Genomic DNA, 19,944 nt, shown 5'->3' on the forward strand with positions numbered 1-19,944 from the left:
CTAATACGGTTTCACCACGGCTAAAATAATAATCGCAAACAGTGCCAGTACCGGCAGCTCGTTAAAGACTCGATAGAAGCGGTGACTTTTCGTGTTTCTACCGTTTTTGAAGTCTTTCAGAAGCTTGAAGCAGTAGCCGTGGTAAGCGTATAAGAGTGTCACTAAAACTAGCTTGGCGTGTAGCCAGCCACTGGCGGCAAACCAAGCTGAACCGTAGGCAAAAATAAGTACCAGGCCAAAAACTAAGGTCAGAATGGCAAAAGGTGTTACAAAAAAAAGTAAGCGCCTTTCCATGACACAGAACTGGTCATGCACGGCTGGTTTGGCGTTCATGGCGTGATATACAAACAGCCGGGGTAAGTAAAAAATACCTGCGAACCAGGCGACCATAAAGGCAATATGAAGTGCTTTAACCCATAAAATCCACGTCATGCTAACTCTCTTTGTAATGCTTTACGGACAGTTTCCCAAGTGACTATGCCACATGGGTGTTCACCGTTTGATTCATAAATATACACCGCACCACGGCGTTGTTGTCCAATTTCGTCGTAGACTTCGGCCAGTGTTGATGTAATACGCAAACCCTTAATGGGTGTATAGCTCAAACTTGGACTGTCACCGGCTGTAATGTCATAAGAGACAAGACGGTACAGCGGTTGGTTGTCTTCGTCGACTGACATGACAATAACGGTTTTGGCCTGAGCGGACTCGAGCGAGTCGACCAACTCATTCTGAGTGGGCTCAAGCAATAGCTTAAAGTCTGTTTCCATGGCATTTTCAACGCCGGTTTTTTGCAGCGCCACATGCACAGGTGCCAGCTGGTAGGGAAGATCTTGTAACTCTAACTGAGCGATAAAAATCGACTTTGACTTAAACAGCTGGCTGGATATCAGGTAGGCAGGAACAATAACCAGCATTGCCGGAATAATAATTTCAACACTGCGTGACAACTCAACGATAGCCAGCAGTGCTGCCATAGGTGCGTGGATACAGGCCGCCAGAATACCGGCCATCCCCAATAGAATAAAGCTGTCAAAAGATAGAGCTTGCTGAATACCCAGTACGTCAACAGCACCGACAAAGACCGCGGCGATAATGGCACCAATACCGAACACCGCACCAATTAACCCGCCGGGAATACCCATTCCAAGAGCAATGGCGGCTGCAAAGAGCTTTGCCAGTAATAATGTTGTCAGTAACGACATTTCGCCTTGGTGATTCAGTACCTGTTCAATAGCGGTTAGCCCGGGACCTAAACTGGTTGGAATAATAACTGCCAGAGAAGCGGTGATAATGCCTGCGAACAGTAGCCGGGTCAGTAAGGACATGTCTTTCACGGTGTCCATGACATCCAGCATTAGTTTCTTGAAGATAACGCCGACGACGCCTAACACGACGCCGAGAATCACCACCCAAGGCAACTGAGTGGTTGGAATGTCTTGTGCCGATAACATGGCCAGCTCTGATGCAACGCCGAAAATCTCTTCGGTGATTAAAGACCCGGCGACGGCTGACAGCATGACTGGAATAAAGACGTGGACTTTGTATTCCCGCAGTACCACTTCCATAACCAATACCATAGCGGCAAGTGGGGTATTAAAAGAAGCCGCAATAGCCGCTGCAATACCGCAGGCGGCAAGCGTGCGTAAGGCGTTTTTAGGGGCATCGACATGGAAGCCGAGCCAAGTCGATGCGGCTGCTCCTAAATGAACCGCGGGACCTTCGCGGCCGACACTGTACCCGGCGATCAGGGCAATAATTCCACCAAAAAACTGGTTAACGGTGCTGCGCCAAGGAAGCATGCCGTAATGCTGTTTCATACGATGGATGACATAGGGAATGCCCATACGCACGTAGCGCGAACCCGATAAACGAAAAATACCGTAAATAAGTAACGCGGCGGCAATGGGTATGATAAAACGGAGCGTTGTTGGCAAGGGTTCCTGCCAGTAAGTGTCGTTACCAATGAGATGAGCGCCGTACTCAATGGCAAAACGGAAACCGGCAATCATTAATGCGGCGAGCACGCCCCCGGCTAACCCCAACAAACAGATAGCAATTGTTGTCGTTGGCATGGCCAATTGTTTGCGTAACTGTTGTCGTAATAAAGGCGCCATTTAGTGTTGTTCCTTAAACGAAACCCGGGCTCGAGGCTTGCATATTTATCAATAACATATCAGCATAAGCGGCTAATGGAAATGAGCGAGCATTATGAAGCGGTACTTTAATCTCAAATATTGGCAAAAGCGTATCGGCAGGCTGCCAACTTTTTTGGCGGTGGTGGGTTTAGTCGTACTTTTTGCCTATTTAGCTTACCTTGCCGGCGTTTGGCATGCGAACTCGTTGAAAGAAACGGTCAGAGAGCAGTCCAATCAACTGGACGATATGTATAAACGTCTGGAGCAGATGGAATATCAGCGCCACGTAATGCAAGTGGAACTGGATATTGAGCGCTCATCGAATCAAAGCTTGCAGGACGAGTTAACGGCACTACAAAATGACAACTATGCCTTGCGCCGGGATCTCGCGTTTTACCAGAAAATAATGGCACCCGAGTTACAGCAAGGTGGGGTAACTATCGACTCCATTACGGTGACACCGAACCAGGCCGAAAAACACTTCCATTTCTCGTTGGCGGTTCTCCAGATTGAGCAACGTCGGCGTTTCGTGGAAGGGCGGGTCGCTATTGATTTAGTGGGGCGAGTTAACGGCGAAAAGCGCCGCTTTGACCTGATGAAGTTAGCCAACATTGGTGCCGATGAACGTAACTTCACCATGCGTTATTTCTCAGTATACGAAGGTGATTTTTTCATGCCTGAAGGGCTTGTACCTGAGCGTATTGATGTGTCGGTTACATTAACCGACGGAGGACGTGGCACGTTAAATCGTTCGTTCTTTTGGAAAGACATTCGAAAAGGTCAGCCGGCAACGAATGTCAGGACTGACGGCGATACTTGACCAAAATAGTCAGGTAAGAGAAAATGCCCACAGAGTTCAACGAGGGTGAAACACTATGAGCAGTTCTGCGGAAACAGCGGTACCTATTGAGTTTACCGAACAAGCCGCAAAAAAAGTGAGCCAACTCATTGCGGAAGAAGAAAATCCGAACTTGAAGCTGCGCGTCTATGTGACGGGCGGCGGTTGTTCAGGTTTTCAATACGGCTTTACCTTTGATGAAACCCCCAACCCGGGCGATATGCAGGTCGAAAAAGAAGGTGTGACTTTATTGGTTGATCCAATGAGCCTCCAGTATCTTATGGGTGGCATTGTTAGCTATGAAGAAGGCTTGCAAGGTTCGCGCTTTTTCGTTGACAACCCGAATGCCACCACCACTTGTGGGTGTGGTTCAAGTTTCTCTATCTAGTCTTTACAGGGAGTCTGCTTCAGCTGAAAACCGGCCTTATTTGCGCTAAAATGACCTCACCATTTGTTGTGAGGTTTTTTTATGAGTGCATACGCTGAACATATCAAAACGGTTTGTGAGCGCTTTGATAAAGCACTAGCAGATACCGGTTTTGAATCGACCCTGATTTACTCAGGTCAGCCACGAGTCGATTTTCTTGACGACAACGCGCCGCCTTATCGCGTCAACCCGCTGTTTAAATACTGGGTACCTGTTACTGAAAGCCCCAAAAGTGCGATCTTTTATCGCAAAGGCAGTCAACGTCCTACCGTTTATCTATTCCAGGCCAGAGACTTCTGGCACGCTCCGGTCAATGTACCCGAAGAAGAGTGGCAGCAGTATGTTGATTTAAAAATTATTGATGACCTCAGTATTATGAGTGACGATATCGGCAGCGAGCTGGCGGAAACAGCGTTTATCGGTGAAGATTTCGCAGAGCCGGTTCATAGCTGGAACGTAAAAGCGCGTAATCCACAAAACCTGATTGATCATCTGCACTTCCACCGAGCCATTAAAACCGAGTGGGAACTGGAGAACTTGCGTGAAGCCAATAAGCTGGCAGCAAAAGCGCATGTCGCCGCAAAAGAAGCTTTCTACGCTGAAAAAAGTGAGCTGGAAATTCATCACGCCTATTTAGCCGCTATTAACTTTCGTGAGTCACAGGTGCCGTATAACAGCATTGTCGCTCTGAATAGTCATTCTGCAATTTTACATTACGATGTCTACGATACTGAGCCGCCGAAGCAATTTCGTTCGTTCTTAATTGATGCGGGTGCACGTTATCGCGGTTACTGTGCCGATATCACGCGCTCATACGCTTACGAAGAAGGCTTTTATGCGGACTTAGTTAAGGCGATGGATAACGCTCAAAGAGATTTACTGAGTGAAATTAAGCCCGGTGTTAACTATTACGATTTACACGTCTCGATGCACTTGAAAGTGGCTCAGATTCTGAGTGACTTTGGCTTTATCAGTGGCGATGCACAAAGTATTTACGACAAAGGTTACACCAGTGCCTTTATGCCTCACGGCCTGGGTCACTTTATTGGCTTGCAGGTTCACGACGTCGGGGGCTTCCTGAAGTCTGATGATGGCAGCAGTTACGAGCGTAGTGAGCGTCATCCGTTCTTGCGTTTGCTACGTGATGTTGAAGAAGGTCAGGTGTTTACCATTGAGCCAGGTCTCTATGTTGTTGACCAGTTGCTCGAAGAACACAAAGACAGCGACGACATTAACTGGGATAAGGTTGACGAGTTACGACCTTATGGCGGTGTTCGTATTGAAGACAGCATTGTTGTCGGTAAAGACGGAAACAACGAGAACCTGACTCGTGACGCTTTTAAAGCGCTGGGCGCAGAGTAAAGTTTAAGAAAATAGCGTTTTAGAACCAAGTACAACCGGGGCCACCGCACCTGTGACAGCAGGGTGGTTCCCCGGTTTTTTATGCTCATAGCACCAACCTAACCACGCAAATGCCATCGCCTCAACCCATTGAGGGTCAACTCCAAGCTCTTGCGTCGTTCCACATATCGTTGAACCGAGGCGCTGGGTGATTTCTGTTATGAGCAGCTCATTGTTGATACCGCCGCCGCAAAAGTAAACCTGCTCAGGCTTCGTGGGTAAACCATTAATTTCGTTACTTAGCGTTTCGGCAGTAAGTGCGAGCAAGGTTCTTTGAACATCTTCAGCTGTGTAGCTCGCTTTGAGAAGCGGCTTTAAATACGTGAGGTTAAACTCTTCACGGCCAGTACTCTTTGGCGCTTTGCGGGAAAAGAATGTATGTTGTAGTAACACATTTAACAGCTCTTCTATAACCTTGCCCTGACTCGCTAAGTGGCCATTCTCATCGTAGCTTTTGTTAGCATTGCAGTGTTGTATCCACTGGTCCATCAAGGTATTGGCGGGGCCTGTATCAAAGCCGAGCAGCTGTTGCTGAGGGCCTAACCAAGTGATGTTGGCAATGCCACCTAAGTTAACAATAGCGACGCTTTTCTCCCGTTGCGCGAAAATGTGCCTGTGAAACGCCGGGACTAATGGCGCGCCTTGACCGCCAGCTGCGACGTCTTTGCGGCGAAAGTCATGTATGACGTCTATTTGGGTGTTAAATGCCAGCCTGGAAGGATCACCTAACTGCAGCGTGTAAGGCGAACGATGACCGGGTTTGTGACGAACGGTTTGACCATGACTGGCTATGGCGGTGACATTCTCAGCCAGCACTTGAGCTTTACTCAATAACTCCTTTACGACAGCAGCAGAGTGCTCAGAAAAAAGTACATCCAGCTCAGCGAACTCATCGGCACACCATTGGTCATTCACGCTTAGCTGTAAGAGCCGATTACGCAGTTTAATTGGAATAGGGGAGCTAAGGGATGCATTTAGAGCTGGCTTTCCGTCAGCGTCTATCTGAACCAGCACAGCGTCAATGGCGTCCATGCTGGTTCCTGACATTAAGCCAACATAAAGCTCGGACATTATCTCATTGCCAAATAAACACGTTTATTGTCGTTTAGTACTGCAATAATTTGGTCGGCTTGCTGGCGGAATGCTGGCAGCTCTGACTCGGCCAGAGATTTCGCCTGTGGCAGTTCCACTGTGCGAGGGTTTCTGTGAACGCCATCAACCAGGAATTCGTAATGTAAGTGAGCACCGGTTACCCGACCTGTTGCGCCGACACGACCAATTACCTGGCCTTGTTTAACGCGATCGCCCGTTCTAACGTGCTTGCGGCTTAAATGTAGGTATTTCGTTGTGTAGTGTTCGCCGTGCTGCACAAAAATGTAATTACCATTTAAATGGTTATAGCCAGCCTGAACCACCTTACCGTCACCAGAAGACATAACCGGTGTGCCGGTTGATGCTGCGTAGTCAATGCCGTTGTGAGGGCGCACGCGGCCGGTCACCGGATGCAGGCGACGTGGGTTAAAACTCGAGCTAATATAGGTAAAGTTAACCGGCGAGCGTAAAAATGTCTTACGCATTGCACGGCCATTTGGCGTGTAATACTGGCCATTGTCATGCAATATGGCCTGGAAGTGTTCGCCCCGGTTGACGAACTCGGCGGCCAGTATTTTTCCGTAGCCAACAAATTCACCGTCGACGTAATGCGTTTCGAATAACACACTGAACTCATCGTTTTTGCGTAAATCGAGGGCGAAGTCGATATCCCAACCGAAGATATTGGCGATACGCATAATTTGGTTATCGGTCAGTCCGGAGCTAATACCGGCATTCCAAAAACTGGAGTCAATTACCGCGTGTGCAAACTCGGTTCGTACTTCAACGCCTTTAACTTCAACTTCCGCGACGAAACTGTCTTTTTGGCGCGTGATAATGAGTGTGTCGGTGCCGTTAATGTCGTGCGTTAATTGAACTAACTTCTCATTTGAGTCTGTCGCGAAGCGCAGCAGGTCGCCAGGGTGTACCTTGCGCAGCAGCTTGGCTTCTTCACCTGACTCCGTGACGCGGTAAAGCTCTTGTGCGCTAAAACCTAACTTACTGAAAATGTCGGCCAGATTATCGCCAGACTTGATTTGATAAGTTTGCCAGTGAAGCTCTTGAGTGGCGCTTTCTTCATTATTGGCGTTATTATCAAAGGCCAGTTCCAGCTGGTAGCGCTTACCCGGAACAAGTTGGTCAACGGAGGTTGTATTTTTAGATGCCGTTGCTGGCTCTGAAGGAATCACCAACAAAATGAGTAGGGCAACACTAATCGCGCTGATTAGTATTTTATGAGAATGCGGAAGCTGCAGAAACATCCGCTGCATTTGAGAAACTACTTTCAATGTCATATTTAGCGCACTTTAGAACAAACTTTCTTTATTATGGTTACCCCTGTAAGCGATATACAGGGTGCCTCGTTTAAGACCTCAGAATAACCTTATGGTTTCGAGGATAATACGAAAAAACGCAGAATACCAGTTTCTGAGCTTAAAACTGTGTTAAGAATGACGTAAAATATCCGGTTTGACCGGGTAATCGATGGAGAGGTTTGATGAAAACAGAAGTGGCAGAGGCTATTGCTGAAATTACACGTGGTGCCGAGGAGGTGCTGCTGGAACAAGAGCTGGCAGAGAAGCTGGAAAGCGGCAAGCCTCTGGTTGTTAAAGCTGGTTTTGACCCCACTGCTCCTGATTTGCATTTAGGGCACACCGTGCTTATCAATAAATTGCGGGTGTTACAGGACTTTGGCCATAAAATTGTTTTCCTCATTGGTGACTTTACCGGCATGATTGGTGATCCAACGGGTAAAAACGTGACTCGTAAACCCCTGACACCGGAAGAAGTGGTTGCTAACGCTGAAACCTATAAAGAGCAAGTGTTTAAGATTCTGGACCCGGAAAAGACAGAGATTCGCTTTAACTCGGAGTGGATGTCGAAAATGGGGGCTGCCGATATGATTAAATTGGCTGCCCGTCAAACCGTTGCTCGTATGCTTGAACGTGATGACTTCAAAAAGCGCTACCAAAACAACCAGTCGATTGCGATTCACGAATTTCTGTACCCACTAGTTCAGGGCTGGGATTCTGTAGAACTGAAAGCAGATATCGAACTCGGTGGCACCGATCAGCGTTTCAATCTGCTAATGGGTCGCGAGCTGCAAAAAGAAGAAGGGCTGCGCCCCCAGACCGTCATTATGACTCCGCTGCTGGAAGGCTTGGATGGCGTGCAAAAAATGTCGAAGTCGCTGAATAACTACATTGGCATTACTGAATCACCCAACGACATGTTCGGTAAGATAATGTCAGTGTCTGACGAATTAATGTGGCGTTACTTTGACCTTTTAAGTTTCCGCTCCATTGCTGAAATTGATGGTTTAAAAGCGGATGTAGCGGCGGGTAAAAACCCACGTGATGTCAAAGTACTGCTGGCGAAAGAGATTATTGCGCGTTTTCATTCAGACGACGCGGCTGACAAAGCTGAGCAGGACTTTATTCAGCGCTTTCAGAAAAACGCCCTGCCAGATGAGATTGAAGAAAAAACGATAGCCGTCGGTGCTGAAGGCATGGGCATTGCTAATGTGCTAAAAGAAGCGGGGTTAGTTCAATCCACATCGGAAGCATTGCGAATGCTCAAGCAAAATGCCGTGAAGCTGGATGGTGAGCGTTTCACCGACAAGAACTACGTATGTACAGACAAGGACTCGGGTGTCTACCAGGTCGGTAAACGTCGTTTTGCGAAGCTGACGCTGACAGCTTAAGCAGACACTCTCTGAATAAAAAAACGCCGGTTACATCAGTAGCCGGCGTTTTTTATACTTGATGGTTAGATTCGAATTACACTCTGAAGCTCTTAATGGAGTCTTGTAATTCGTCAGCAAGTTTAGCCACTTCATTTGAAGCCTGGGCTGTTTGTTTAGAGCCTGAGGCGGTTTGCTCGGCAATAGAAACAATTGACTCAAGTCGCTCACTGATGTCGTGCGCAGTGCGGCTTTGCTCTTGTGCTGCGTTAGCAATGTGGTTACTGCTGTCAGAGGCTTGATGCACCGATTCAGTAATTGATTGTAGTGCCTGGGCTGCTTCGTCTGACTGTTGAACGCTCAGCTCCGCCTGTTCGCGACCCCGGTTCATAACCTCTACTGCGCGCTTCGAGTCAGTCTGTAAGCTCTCAATCATGTCCTGAATTTCTTCAGTAGACTCTTGAGTGCGACTTGCCAGCGTTCTCACTTCATCCGCAACTACCGCGAAGCCCCGGCCTTGCTCACCGGCACGTGCGGCCTCAATAGCTGCGTTTAGTGCCAGTAAGTTGGTTTGGTCAGCAATACCGCGGATAACGTCCAGGATGCCACCGATATTACTGCTGTTCTCAGACAGTTGATCGATGACCTGGGATGCGCCCTGAATTTCGTGAGCTAACTGCTCAATAGTAGAGCGGTTCTTATTCGAAATTTCACGGACACGTTTTGCTTCATCGTCAGAATGCTGAATTTCGCGTAGAGCCTGGTCAGCGCCTTCAGCCATTTCACTGGCGGTATTGTTCATTTCTTGCGTCGCAGTCGCAACCTGTTCAATTTGACGGCGTTGCTCATCTATTGCGTTGGTAGTTTCGTCAGATACATTTGATGATTGCTCGGCTGCCGTTGCCAGTTGTGTAGCACGGTTCGCTATGCCTTCAATAAGCTTGCGAAGGTTGCCTGTTAATTTATTGGTGTTTGTTGCCAATTCACCAAATTCATCTTGTGCGTCATAATCAACACGCTCAGTCAGGTTACCTTCTGCCATAATATTCAGCATGTGGTTAACACGCGACAGAGGTCGGCTGATACTGCGTACAGTTAACCAGGAAATCAGCACGGCTAATGCAATAGAAATAACCGTAATAATGCTGTTTATCCAGCTGCTGGTTGAAATTGAATCTGCTGCTGAGTTACGGCTGTCTTCGGCTATGCCGCGGACGGCAGTTTGTAGCTCGTCGGTTTGCGTCATCAGAGTATCAGACTGTTGCTGCGCCTGCTCAAGGGTTTGGCCTGCATCGACGCGACGCTGCTGGCGCAAAATAACGTTTTCCGGATAAGAGCCTGCGCCCTGCAGTTGGTCGATGGCGTTACGTACTGTTGTTACCGCATCGTCGACCATTTGCTCAGCACTACCTGTCGATTCATTGTCTAATGCTTCGAGACGAGGACGAATGCTGTCGATATTGATATCAATCTCGCTCTTAATAACGTTTGCTGAGTCAAGGTCGTTAGCCTTATTTAAATCGTACATGAGAGTAATTAAACTGGATAGGGACGACTCAACGTTACTAGCCTCACGCGAAACGACTTCGTTATTCGACATATCCATGGTATCGAGTAGCATGATGGCTGCGTCATCTATATTGAAGGCTATTTCGTCAAGCTGATCGGCGGTGGTGCTTCGAAGTTCAAGGTACTCACGCTGATAGTTAAACAGTTGATCAATAAGGTCAACGTACTGTGTTACTGCAGCTTCTGTGTTGTTAATAAGTGCGCTTTGCCCTTCACCCTTGATTAGTCGTTGAAGGTCTTCTAAAGAGCTCATGAGCGACTCTTGAGAGGCGTCAAATTCACCGCGGTATGAATCTATTGCCGATAATGATTCCGCATAGTAAGTTTCGAGCTGAAGACCCGAGAGCTCGAGCGTATCAACTTTAATGGCAGCAACTTCGTTCAATGCTGGCATGGCTTTGTCGTTAACGTTGTCGACGGATGAGCCAATACTGTTGATGTTAAACAGTGAACTCAAACTGATGACGAGTAAAAGCAGGGTTATGATGGCAAAGCCACCAATCACTCGCATAGCAACCGTTATTTTCATGAAACCTTCCTCAGCACAGCAATGATTATCTTTGTATTCTAAGCACTAAACGCATTCTGGTAGTAAAATTTGTCGTTACTCAGATCGTACAGCGTCATGTATTGTCCCCAAACACATCCGGTATCTAACGCAAGAATGTCCTGGCGATGGGTGTTGCCCATCAATGCAGCCCAATGTCCGAATAATAACCGATAGTCATTGCCTGACCAAAAGTTAAACCACGGCTGCAGGTCATCGTGCGACGAATGTTGATTCGGATCATCTTTACGAGTTAAATCCAACTCGCCGTTTCGGTGACAATAGCGCATTCGTGTAAATACGTTCACTATAAAACGGTATCGGTCAAATCCGCTAAGACTTGAGTCCCATTTTGAAGGCTTGTTACTAAACATACTTTTAATAAAGTCTTCAAAGTCACTGCTGTTTAGTACAGCGGAAACCTCGTCGGCATAAGTTTGAGCTTCTTCGACAGACCACCACGGGTAAATTCCAGCGTGTGAAATAACGGTCGATGGGTTTAACTGTTGCATGAGCGGCTGACTGCGTAACCAATCTACCCAATCCAGCTTCTCCGATGCCGTTAAAATACCGCTGAGTTTGTCGTTACGTTTTGCTTCTCTATGTCCAAGTAACACAGCCACTAAGTTAAGGTCGTGGTTACCCAGTACCGTGTGGACGGAGTGTTCATTCTCATAAAAAAAGCGGATGGCGTCTGCTGAATCAGGCCCCCGCGCGACTATGTCGCCAACGCACCAAAGTTGATCCGTTTTATGGCTAAAGCCAACGGTTTCCAGTAATGCCATAAGCTCACGGTAACACCCCTGAATGTCACCGACTGCGTAAGTTGCCATAATTAATGAATAATATTCGGAATAGCGAGGCGGAAAGACGGAATATCCGCTTTAAATTGCTCACCGTTTTCGTCGATCATCACGTAATGGCCTTCCATTGTGCCAATGGGAGTCGCTAAGACAGTGCCACTGGTATAGCTGAAAGACTCGCCTGCTTGTAAAACAGGCTGCTGACCAACAACCCCGTCACCGGCTACTCGAGTGATCTTATTTTCAGCATCGGTAATGCGCCATTCTCGAGCCAGCAGTTGTACCTGCTGAGAGGTCGTATTCGTAATGGTGATGGTATACGAAAATACATATTGCTCAGACTCAGGAGAAGACTGTGCCGATAAGTAGTGTGTATTGACTTCAATCTCGATTATGCCTGCCATAAATTACTCAGCCTGCTCAGTTAACCAATCTGAAAGCTTGCAATAATCCTCAACGGATAGCGTTTCTGGTCTTGCTGATGGATCAATACCCAGAGACTCTAACTGTTCAGCGGGTATTAGCCCTTTGAGGTTATTTCTTATTGTTTTACGACGTTGATTAAAGGCTGTCAAACACAAACTGTGTAGCTGTTTGCGGTCTTTAACCGGGTACGGACTGTCTTTATAAGGCGTTAAACGTACTACGGCTGATTCTACCTTGGGTGGTGGTGTAAACGCTGATGGTGGCACGTAAACAACGGGCGTCACTTCACAAGCCTGTTGTACACCCACACTAATGCGACCATAGTTTTTTGAGCCGGGCTGTGCCGCTAATCGGTCGACCACTTCTTTTTGCAGCATAAAATGCATATCTTCAATGCTGTCTGCGAACGACAGTAAATGAAAAATTAATGGCGTGGATATATTGTAAGGTAAGTTACCGAACACACGAGCTGGCTTTTCCGCGGCAAATTGGCGAAAGTCAGTCTTAAGTGCATCGGCTTCTATGACGTCCAGCTTTTGGTTTAAAAACGGGTGCGTACGCAAGCGTTCAACCAAGTCACGGTCAATTTCGACAACTTTCAAATGACCGCTGCGATCGGCTACTGGCTCGGTTAATGCAGCTAAACCGGGACCAATTTCAATTAAGTTTTCGCCTGGTTCAGGGTTAATGGCATCCACTATTTCTTCAATAATGCCATCGTCATTTAAAAAGTTTTGACCGAAGCGCTTACGAGCGCGGTGACCCAGGTGGGTCTGGGAATGATTGTGGTGTTTACTCATAATAACTTGCGTTTGCCATATCAATAGCGGTTTGTATTGCCAAGCGGCAGCTACCGTCGTTTATATTGCCGGTACCCGCTAAGTCGAGTGCCGTACCATGGTCAACCGATGTTCTAATGTAGGGCAGACCGAGTGTAATATTGACCGCTTGCCCAAAGCCTTTGTATTTTAAGACCGGCAGCCCCTGGTCATGGTACATGGCGACAACAGCACTGGCGTCGTCTAAATATTTGGGCTGAAAGATGGTATCAGCCGGGTATGGGCCATGTAAGTTCATACCGCCGGCATTGAGCGTTTCGATGACTGGCGCAATGGTATCAATTTCCTCATGACCTAAATGTCCGGATTCACCCGCATGGGGGTTCAAACCGCACACTAAAATTTTAGGCTGAACTTCTCCAAACTTATTGGTCAAGTCGTTGTGCAAAATCGTCAAAATATTGGTTAAGCGTTCTTTGGTAATTGCTCTGGAAACGTACGCCAAAGGTATGTGAGTGGTGACTAATGCAACGCGTAACCCCTCGGTTGCCAGCATCATGACAACGTCATTACAGTCAGCCTCGTGAGCTAAAAACTCCGTGTGTCCGGAAAACGCGACACCGGCCTGATTAATTACACCTTTATGCACGGGACCTGTCACTATAGCGTCGAACTCTCCGGCAAGGTTGCCGTCTGAGGCGCGCTTTAAGCAATCAACAACGTAATGGCCATTGGCGACGGTAAGTTCACCCGCTGTTACTGGCTCACAAACCGGCAAATGCTCTACCCATAAGTGCCCGGCTTCGTGCTTGGGCACTTTTTGCCCCTTTTCGTACTTATGGAACGTCACCGGCAAGTTCAGAAGCTCTGCCCTTTCCCTCAGCATATTTTTATCAGCACAAACGACAACAGCAGCCTCTAAGGGCTGCTGCGCCACTTTTAAAATTAAATCCGGGCCAATACCAGCGGGCTCGCCCGGAGTAAATATCAGGGTTGGGTAACTCACTCAGCAACCCGTCTTATGTAAGCTTGATCGCGCATTTCCTGCTGCCAGTTGTCCAACTCTTCACGGAACTTACGACTAAACAACATTTGGTAAGCACGCTCTTGTTTGCTTTCGTCCGTTGCGTCGGTTGTGCGTCTGTCTGTCACTTCGACAATGTGCCAACCGAACTGAGTCTTAAAGGGTTCACTAATGGTATTTGCAGCAATGGTTTCTACTTTCTCTTTAAACTCAGGCGCGTACTTGTCAGGACGAGCCCAGCCTAGGTCACCACCGCGTGATGCAGAACCCGGGTCTGACGAATGCTCTTTGGCTAATTCGTCAAAGGTTTTCTCGCCGGCAGCAATTTGTTCGCGGAATGTGTTTAGCATTTCTTTTGCTTTATTGTCCGATAAAATTACTGATGGCTGAATAAGAATGTGTCGAGCTTTCACTTCTTCGACTTCAACGGTTTGCTCGCCGCGTTTGTCCTGAACTTTCAGAATATGGAAACCAACACCACTGCGAATAGGGCCAACCACTTCACCAGCAGGTTTTCCTTCCACCGCTTCTGCGAACAAGGTTGGCATGCTGTTAATTGTCATCCAGCCCATGTCACCGCCATCTAATGCGGCAGAGCCTGAAGAGGAGCGAATTGCTAAGTCAGAAAAGTCGCTGCCTTCGTCCAGTAAACGAAGGACGGTGTCAGCACGATCTTTCGCTTTTTCCAACTCACTTTGCGATGAATTAGAGTCTGCAGCGATAAGAATTTGCCCTAAGCGGTATTCGGTTTGAGTGCTTTGGTTACTGTCTATTAGCTTGACCAGGTTATTAATTTCCTGAGGCGTAATAGAAACACGTTGTTGAACGGCTGCGCGCTGAACTTGCTGGATGGTAATTTCATTACGAACGTTCTCACGGTAGCTTGCCCAACTAATACCATTGTCAGCCATTTTTTGGCGGAGCTCATCAATGCTCAGGTTCTGCTCTTGCGCAATACCGTTAATGGCTTGCTCCAGTTGAGAGTCATTAACCTCAATGCCCATTCTATCAGCCATTTGCAGTTGAATTTCCTGCAAAATCAGTCGCTCTATAGCCTGAGTTTCCAACACTTCGTCAGAAGGTGCGTTCGCAGAGTTGAAGTTGTTACCGGCTTTTACTTGTTGCACCAGTTGATCAATTTGGCTTTGTAATACAACGCCATCATCAACAACCACAACAACCCGGTCCAGAAGTTGTTGTGCGTGAGTTGTATTACTGACCAGCAAAGGCGTCGCCAGAAGCATTGCCGATGCAAAAAAAGCTACCAATTTTTTCATTCTACCTACCACTAGTTACTGAGATAAAAAGGACGGCGATAACCGTACGTACTTTTCTCAAGCATATCTATCAGCCCCCGGTTGTCAGAGGCTAAACCGCTAATAATAAATTGTATGCTAATACCATTGTCAAACTCGGTACCAGCGTTGATTGTCGCATTGTTAAATGCTGGTTCAAGGTCACGATTAATGCGTCGGTAAGCACTGACGCGAACAGCCCAACAGCAATTACTATATTGAACGCCTACCATAGCATCATTTACCCGGTCGTGTGTTAAGTCATAAAACACATTGGCGGCGACTTGCCATTGTTTACTGGCGGCAAATACGGCCTGAGTACCCACTTGCTCAATATCGTTGTTAAGAATGTTGGTGGCTTTACGATGACTCACCTGCACCAAATTACTGCTGTTTTTCCGGTACTCCAGTGCGGTCTGACTCTTACGAGTGCTGTTAAGTTCCGTATCGTATTGAATCGAACTTTTCAGTGACCACTCGTCAGTCATAGCCCAGTTGATATCCGCCACCCATTCGCTGTTACTGGAAGTAAAGGTTGGCTCTTCTGTTTCCTCAATTAACAGTGCTGTTCGGCTGTCTTCAATGTTATATATTTGCCCGAGACTGGCTCGTAATACTTCGCGCTCATTATCTGTAAAGAGGCTGGTGGTTAGGCCGTAAGTTATCTGGTTGGCTTCGGCAATACGATCAAGCCCGGAGAAACGACGGCTGCGAAATAAACCGTAATAGTCGTCCTGCAAGAGGGCCGTGTCGTAAATGCCGATGTTCTGCTGATTTTCATAAGGTACATATAAGTACTGAATTTGCGGCGACAAGGTTTGACGGTGGCCATCGCTGGTGCTTCTTTCTAAATGCAATTGAGCCTGCAGTCGCGCTCTGGGCAGTGTCCGGGTGACATCTTCGTCTAGCCCGGGGTCGTCGCTTTGTTGCTGGTAGCGAGTAAATAAGTAAGACAGTTCAGCTTCTGCGTCAAAAGCCGGTTTTTCATAGCGGTACTTGAAGCTAGGTTCGATATGAGCTCGCGTCGCGTAATTACTCGCTCTGTCCTGATTCTGGAAATAGGTGAGCTCAGTATAAAGGTTAGTGCTAAAACCGGTAAACCTATTTTGCTGATAGTTCAGGCTTATTTGCGGCAGCGTTCGGAAAGGGCTTAAGTAGTCGCCTAAAATCTCGTAATCTTCCGTTCGAACCTGAGCCGTCCAGTTCTCATTGGTGTAATCAAGTTGAGCTACCCGGTATAAGTGGGTGTCGGCGCGCCCGGCAAAGTCGCTGCCAAAATCATTTAAGTAGTTATCGTCACTTATTTGTGTGCCGTCGAGGTACAAGCTCAACTTATCGTTAAATTGGGTTTTATGTTGAACATGCCAAAGGTAACGACTGTCTTCGGTGACAATAGCTTTGTCATTATTTAAATATTCAAGGTTTAGCTGGCCAACGCTTTCATCAAATAAATAACGATACTCCCCGGTCAGCATGGTGCCGCGCTCAGACATATAAACCGGCGCTACTGTGGCATCCATGTTTGGTGCAATATTGAAGTAATAAGGAACTTCAACTTCAAAGCCGTTATTAGATGACGAGTCAAAGGTTGGATACAAAAAGCCGGTTTTGCGGGCATCGCTTATCGGGAAGTTGAAGTACGGCAAATAAAGAATGGGTACGTCAAATAGCTCGAAACGGGCATGCCAGGCTTCACCGAAGTCGCTGTTCTCATCTATTTCAATGCGCTCTGCTCTTAATTGCCAGGCTGGCGTGTCGCCGGGGCAGGTAGTGAAGCTGGAGTCCTGCAAAAACACTTGTTGCTGTGACAAGGACAGCAGTTCGGCGTGTCCCCGAGCGTTGACGTTCGCCAGTCGGTAGTCGCTGGAGTAAAGTCGGGCTTCGTTGCTGTTTAAATCCAGAAACAGCGATTCACCACTGACGCTCAAGTAGCCATCGCTGAAATTAATACCATTGCTGGCTTCAATTTGTCCTTTTTGCTGATCAAGGGTTGCGGCCTGAGTAGATAGCCATTGCCCATTGCGTTGAATAATGACGTTACCTTCAAAGTAAGCTTTGTCATTAGATAAAATACGAGCCGACTTAGACTCAACGCCTATCTCACCTGCCTTTGTTGCTTGCAGGCGCACGGACTTATCGGCGATGCTCTCAACAGGCACTGCCTGGCATACCATAGGTTGGGATACTGAATTTTGCGGCGCTGCTGATGCCAAACCTGAAAGCGTTAAAAGCAGGACAGCCAGTAGCGACGTTACTGTGGTAAGCCTAAGTAACAAATGAGTCATCCGTTTTTGTTGTTGTTAGCGTTATTGTATCTGCGTAAAGGGCAATATAATAAAGCAATTTTGTTTGTTTCGCTATTTGATACACTGCAAGTTTAGGCACATAAAGCATATTTCTGGAGGACATTTTGGAAGACAAGCGAGAGCTGGCTCTGCAAGCCTGGTGTGAGTCGCAAACCGGAGTAACACAACCTACCCTGGAAGTGGTGTCGGGAGATGCCAGTTTTCGTCGTTATTTTAGAGCGACTAACGGCCGTGAGAGCCTTATTGCGGTTGACTGTCCTCCAGATAAAGAGCCTATGGAACCTTTTTTGGCGGTTGCTGAAGCATACCGTGATGCTGGCGTTACTGTACCGGAAGTGATTGCGGCTGACACTGAACATGGCTTTATGCTGCAGTCAGATTTTGGCCAAATTTTGTTACTGAGTAAGCTTCACGCGCGCAATGCCCGTCAATTTTATGAGCAAGCCCTTGCTGCATTACCTAACATTATGGATGTCACCAATACCCGAAAAGGGGACTTGCCCAAGTTTGATAAAGCGCTGTTGGAACGTGAGTTAGGGCTGTTCAAAGACTGGTTATTGGGTACTCATTTAACCATAAGCTGGCAGCCTGAAGATGAGCGCATTTGGAAGGACTTTTGCGACAAAATGATCAGTAATGCATTGTCACAACCCCAGGTTGGCGTGCATCGCGACTATCATTCCAGAAACTTAATGCTGCTCAGCGATGACCGTATTGGCATTATCGACTTTCAGGATGCAGTAGTGGGCCCCATTACTTATGACGCTGTGTCGCTATTGCGCGACTGCTATATTGAGTGGCCCGATGAATTGGTTGATGAGTTGAGTGATCGTTTGCGCCAACATTTAATAGAAACGAACCGATTAGCAGCACAGACTGGCTTAGCCCAGTGGCAACAGTGGTTTGACTTAATGGGCATGCAGCGGCATACCAAAGCGGCAGGCATTTTTGCACGCCTGGCCCATCGCGACAAAAAGCCAGGGTACCTGCAGGACGTGCCCAGAACCTTGGGTTATTTAGAACGCGTAAGCCAGCGATACAGTGAGCTGAAAGAATATAACGCCTGGCTCAATGAACGTGTGTTGCCGGCGTGGGAGCAGCAATGAAAGCAATGATTTTAGCTGCAGGTAGCGGGCAGCGTATGCGTCCATTGACGGATAACCAGCCGAAACCTCTGCTGCCTGTCGCCGGAAAGCCCTTGTTGGCTTACCACTTAGAAAAGCTCGCGAAGGCAGGAGTGACTGAAGTGGTTATTAACCATGCCTGGAAAGGCGAGCAAATTGAACACTTTGTTGGAGACGGCTCTGACTGGCAGATTCAGGTGTCATTCTCTCCGGAGCCCGAGGGCGGACTTGAAACCGCCGGCGGTATTATTCAAGCGCTGCCGCTGCTCGGAGATGATCCTTTCTGGGTCATTAACGGGGATATTTGGACAGACTGGGATTACTCTGAGCTGCCGAAAAGCCTACCCGATGATAAGCTGGCGCATTTGCTGATGGTTGATAACCCACCGCATAATCCTGACGGTGACTTTGGTGTTGTCGACGGCTGCTTAGTTGAAAAGCCGCTAGGTGAATCAAAAACCTTTGCGGGTATTGGCTTGTATCGAAAAGAGTTACTGCAGCCATACCCTGAGGGCAAACTTCCGTTAAAACCGTTTTTTGAGAAAGCCATATCAGAACAAAACGTCCTTGCCTCTGTAATGAAAGGTCTTTGGACAGATGTAGGCACACCCGAGCGGCTTGAGCAACTGAATCAACAAGTAAGGAAGTATCAATGATTTGGGGAAAGGTAATAGGTGCGTTGGCTGGTTTCGCTTTTATGAAGTGGCCCGGAGCGATTTTGGGGGCGTTGGTTGGTCATTGGTTTGACCGTGGTATGGCTCAGGATTTTTCCAAGCGGGGTGCCTGGGGACGCTTCTTATACGGTGCTGAAAAAGCGGTGGGGGATGCAAACTTTATTTATACCCTATTTGCGGTGATGGGGCATGTGGCCAAAGCGAAAGGGCGAGTGACTGAGCGCGACATTGCACAAGCGCAGTATTTAATGCAGCAATTAAAACTGGGAACAGATGCCACCAAAGAAGCGCAAGATGCTTTTCGTGAAGGCAAAGAACCCACTTTTCCTCTGCAACAAGTAATGAAAGATTTTAGTGCGTCGTTTTACGGCAATCGAGATGTGCTTCAGCTCTTTATGGAACAGCTGATTGGCCTGGCGCTGAATGATGGCGTACTGGAAAAGGCCGAACATGAAGTACTGGTGGATGTGGCAAAAGCGCTGGGCTTCACGCGCTTCCAGCTTGACCAATGGTTGATCATGGAAAAAGCGGCGTTTCGCTTTCATCAACAGCGTCAGCGCAGTCATACCGGCAGCGGTGGACGCCAGTCGTCGACCAAAAGTGATTTAGAAGACGCTTACCAAATATTGGGTGTCACTGAAAAAAACAGCAATGCGGAAATTAAAAAGGCGTACCGGAAGTTGATGGCGCGACACCATCCGGACAAGCTGGCTTCACAAGGGCTTCCGGAAGAGGTGATGAAGCAGGCGCAGCAAAAAGCTCGTGACATTCAGGCTGCGTATGAACAGGTAAAAGAACACCGAAACATTCGGTAGTTG

At 47.6% G+C, this 19,944-nt stretch carries 18 protein-coding genes; 7 read left to right on the forward strand and 11 right to left on the reverse strand.

From position 1 onward, the window contains the following. The gene (gene hemJ, locus CWI73_RS08215) at window positions 1-432 is read right to left on the reverse strand and encodes a protoporphyrinogen oxidase HemJ (RefSeq protein ID WP_126752335.1); all 432 of its coding nucleotides are present in this window, start codon (window positions 430-432) and stop codon (window positions 1-3) included. Next, on the reverse strand, window positions 429-2,117 hold the full coding sequence (locus CWI73_RS08220) for a chloride channel protein (protein ID WP_126752336.1): 1,689 nt from the start codon (window positions 2,115-2,117) through the stop codon (window positions 429-431). The genes hemJ and CWI73_RS08220 overlap by 4 nt, the downstream gene beginning before the upstream one ends. A gap of 94 nt (window positions 2,118-2,211) precedes the next feature. On the opposite strand from CWI73_RS08220, the gene CWI73_RS08225 reads away from it, so the two are divergent. The 3 genes from CWI73_RS08225 (at window position 2,212) to pepQ (ending at window position 4,765) form a co-directional block, all read left to right on the forward strand. Beyond that, window positions 2,212-2,958, forward strand: coding sequence for a DUF6776 family protein (locus CWI73_RS08225; protein WP_126752337.1), 747 nt, complete (start codon window positions 2,212-2,214; stop codon window positions 2,956-2,958). A gap of 55 nt (window positions 2,959-3,013) precedes the next feature. Continuing rightward, entirely contained in the window at window positions 3,014-3,364 is a 351-nt protein-coding gene (gene erpA / locus CWI73_RS08230; RefSeq protein ID WP_053953885.1) for an iron-sulfur cluster insertion protein ErpA, read from the forward strand. An 81-nt stretch (window positions 3,365-3,445) separates the two neighbouring features. Further along, window positions 3,446-4,765 carry a Xaa-Pro dipeptidase gene (gene pepQ, locus CWI73_RS08235; protein ID WP_126752338.1) on the forward strand — a complete coding sequence of 440 codons (1,320 nt, stop codon included), beginning with the start codon at window positions 3,446-3,448 and terminating at the stop codon, window positions 4,763-4,765. Between the two features lie 3 nt (window positions 4,766-4,768). Here pepQ and CWI73_RS08240 read toward each other — a convergent pair whose 3' ends face one another. Then, window positions 4,769-5,875 (reverse strand): anhydro-N-acetylmuramic acid kinase, encoded by a 1,107-nt coding sequence (locus CWI73_RS08240; protein ID WP_126752339.1) that lies wholly within the window; start codon window positions 5,873-5,875, stop codon window positions 4,769-4,771. Further along, complete coding sequence (locus CWI73_RS08245; RefSeq protein ID WP_126752340.1) at window positions 5,875-7,191, reverse strand: OapA family protein; 1,317 nt, start codon at window positions 7,189-7,191, stop codon at window positions 5,875-5,877. Before CWI73_RS08245 ends, CWI73_RS08240 begins: the two co-directional genes overlap by 1 nt. Before the next feature lie 203 nt (window positions 7,192-7,394). Between CWI73_RS08245 and tyrS the strand changes: the two genes are divergently transcribed. Continuing rightward, entirely contained in the window at window positions 7,395-8,600 is a 1,206-nt protein-coding gene (tyrS, locus tag CWI73_RS08250) for a tyrosine--tRNA ligase (protein ID WP_126752341.1), read from the forward strand. Between the two features lie 76 nt (window positions 8,601-8,676). Here tyrS and CWI73_RS08255 read toward each other — a convergent pair whose 3' ends face one another. The 7 genes from CWI73_RS08255 to CWI73_RS08285 are packed head-to-tail and all read right to left on the reverse strand — an operon-like array spanning window position 8,677 to window position 17,307. Then, on the reverse strand, window positions 8,677-10,677 hold the full coding sequence (locus CWI73_RS08255) for a methyl-accepting chemotaxis protein (RefSeq protein ID WP_126752342.1): 2,001 nt from the start codon (window positions 10,675-10,677) through the stop codon (window positions 8,677-8,679). Between the two features lie 38 nt (window positions 10,678-10,715). Further along, window positions 10,716-11,528 carry a symmetrical bis(5'-nucleosyl)-tetraphosphatase gene (locus CWI73_RS08260; RefSeq protein ID WP_126752343.1) on the reverse strand — a complete coding sequence of 271 codons (813 nt, stop codon included), beginning with the start codon at window positions 11,526-11,528 and terminating at the stop codon, window positions 10,716-10,718. A 2-nt stretch (window positions 11,529-11,530) separates the two neighbouring features. Further along, window positions 11,531-11,902 carry a Co2+/Mg2+ efflux protein ApaG gene (gene apaG, locus CWI73_RS08265; RefSeq protein ID WP_053953891.1) on the reverse strand — a complete coding sequence of 124 codons (372 nt, stop codon included), beginning with the start codon at window positions 11,900-11,902 and terminating at the stop codon, window positions 11,531-11,533. A gap of 3 nt (window positions 11,903-11,905) precedes the next feature. Then, window positions 11,906-12,724: a 16S rRNA (adenine(1518)-N(6)/adenine(1519)-N(6))-dimethyltransferase RsmA gene (rsmA, locus tag CWI73_RS08270; protein WP_126752344.1), complete on the reverse strand. Its 819-nt coding sequence runs from the start codon at window positions 12,722-12,724 to the stop codon at window positions 11,906-11,908. Next, window positions 12,717-13,709 (reverse strand): 4-hydroxythreonine-4-phosphate dehydrogenase PdxA, encoded by a 993-nt coding sequence (gene pdxA, locus CWI73_RS08275; RefSeq protein ID WP_126752345.1) that lies wholly within the window; start codon window positions 13,707-13,709, stop codon window positions 12,717-12,719. The genes rsmA and pdxA overlap by 8 nt, the downstream gene beginning before the upstream one ends. Then, on the reverse strand, window positions 13,706-15,004 hold the full coding sequence (surA, locus tag CWI73_RS08280) for a peptidylprolyl isomerase SurA (protein WP_126752346.1): 1,299 nt from the start codon (window positions 15,002-15,004) through the stop codon (window positions 13,706-13,708). The genes pdxA and surA overlap by 4 nt, the downstream gene beginning before the upstream one ends. Before the next feature lie 11 nt (window positions 15,005-15,015). Next, a complete protein-coding gene (locus tag CWI73_RS08285; RefSeq protein ID WP_126752347.1) occupies window positions 15,016-17,307 on the reverse strand; it encodes an LPS-assembly protein LptD in 2,292 nt (763 codons plus the stop codon). 125 nt (window positions 17,308-17,432) lie between these two features. Between CWI73_RS08285 and CWI73_RS08290 the strand changes: the two genes are divergently transcribed. From CWI73_RS08290 to djlA, 3 genes are read left to right on the forward strand one after another with little or no spacing between them, the layout of a single operon-like run. Beyond that, window positions 17,433-18,434 (forward strand): aminoglycoside phosphotransferase family protein, encoded by a 1,002-nt coding sequence (locus tag CWI73_RS08290; protein ID WP_126752348.1) that lies wholly within the window; start codon window positions 17,433-17,435, stop codon window positions 18,432-18,434. After that, the gene (gene murU, locus CWI73_RS08295) at window positions 18,431-19,108 is read left to right on the forward strand and encodes an N-acetylmuramate alpha-1-phosphate uridylyltransferase MurU (protein ID WP_126752349.1); all 678 of its coding nucleotides are present in this window, start codon (window positions 18,431-18,433) and stop codon (window positions 19,106-19,108) included. The genes CWI73_RS08290 and murU overlap by 4 nt, the downstream gene beginning before the upstream one ends. After that, a complete protein-coding gene (djlA, locus tag CWI73_RS08300) occupies window positions 19,105-19,941 on the forward strand; it encodes a co-chaperone DjlA (protein ID WP_126752350.1) in 837 nt (278 codons plus the stop codon). Before murU ends, djlA begins: the two co-directional genes overlap by 4 nt. The last annotated feature ends 3 nt before the right edge of the window (window positions 19,942-19,944 follow it).

This window comes from Idiomarina piscisalsi (assembly GCF_003987095.1).
Lineage (GTDB): Bacteria > Pseudomonadota > Gammaproteobacteria > Enterobacterales > Alteromonadaceae > Idiomarina > Idiomarina piscisalsi.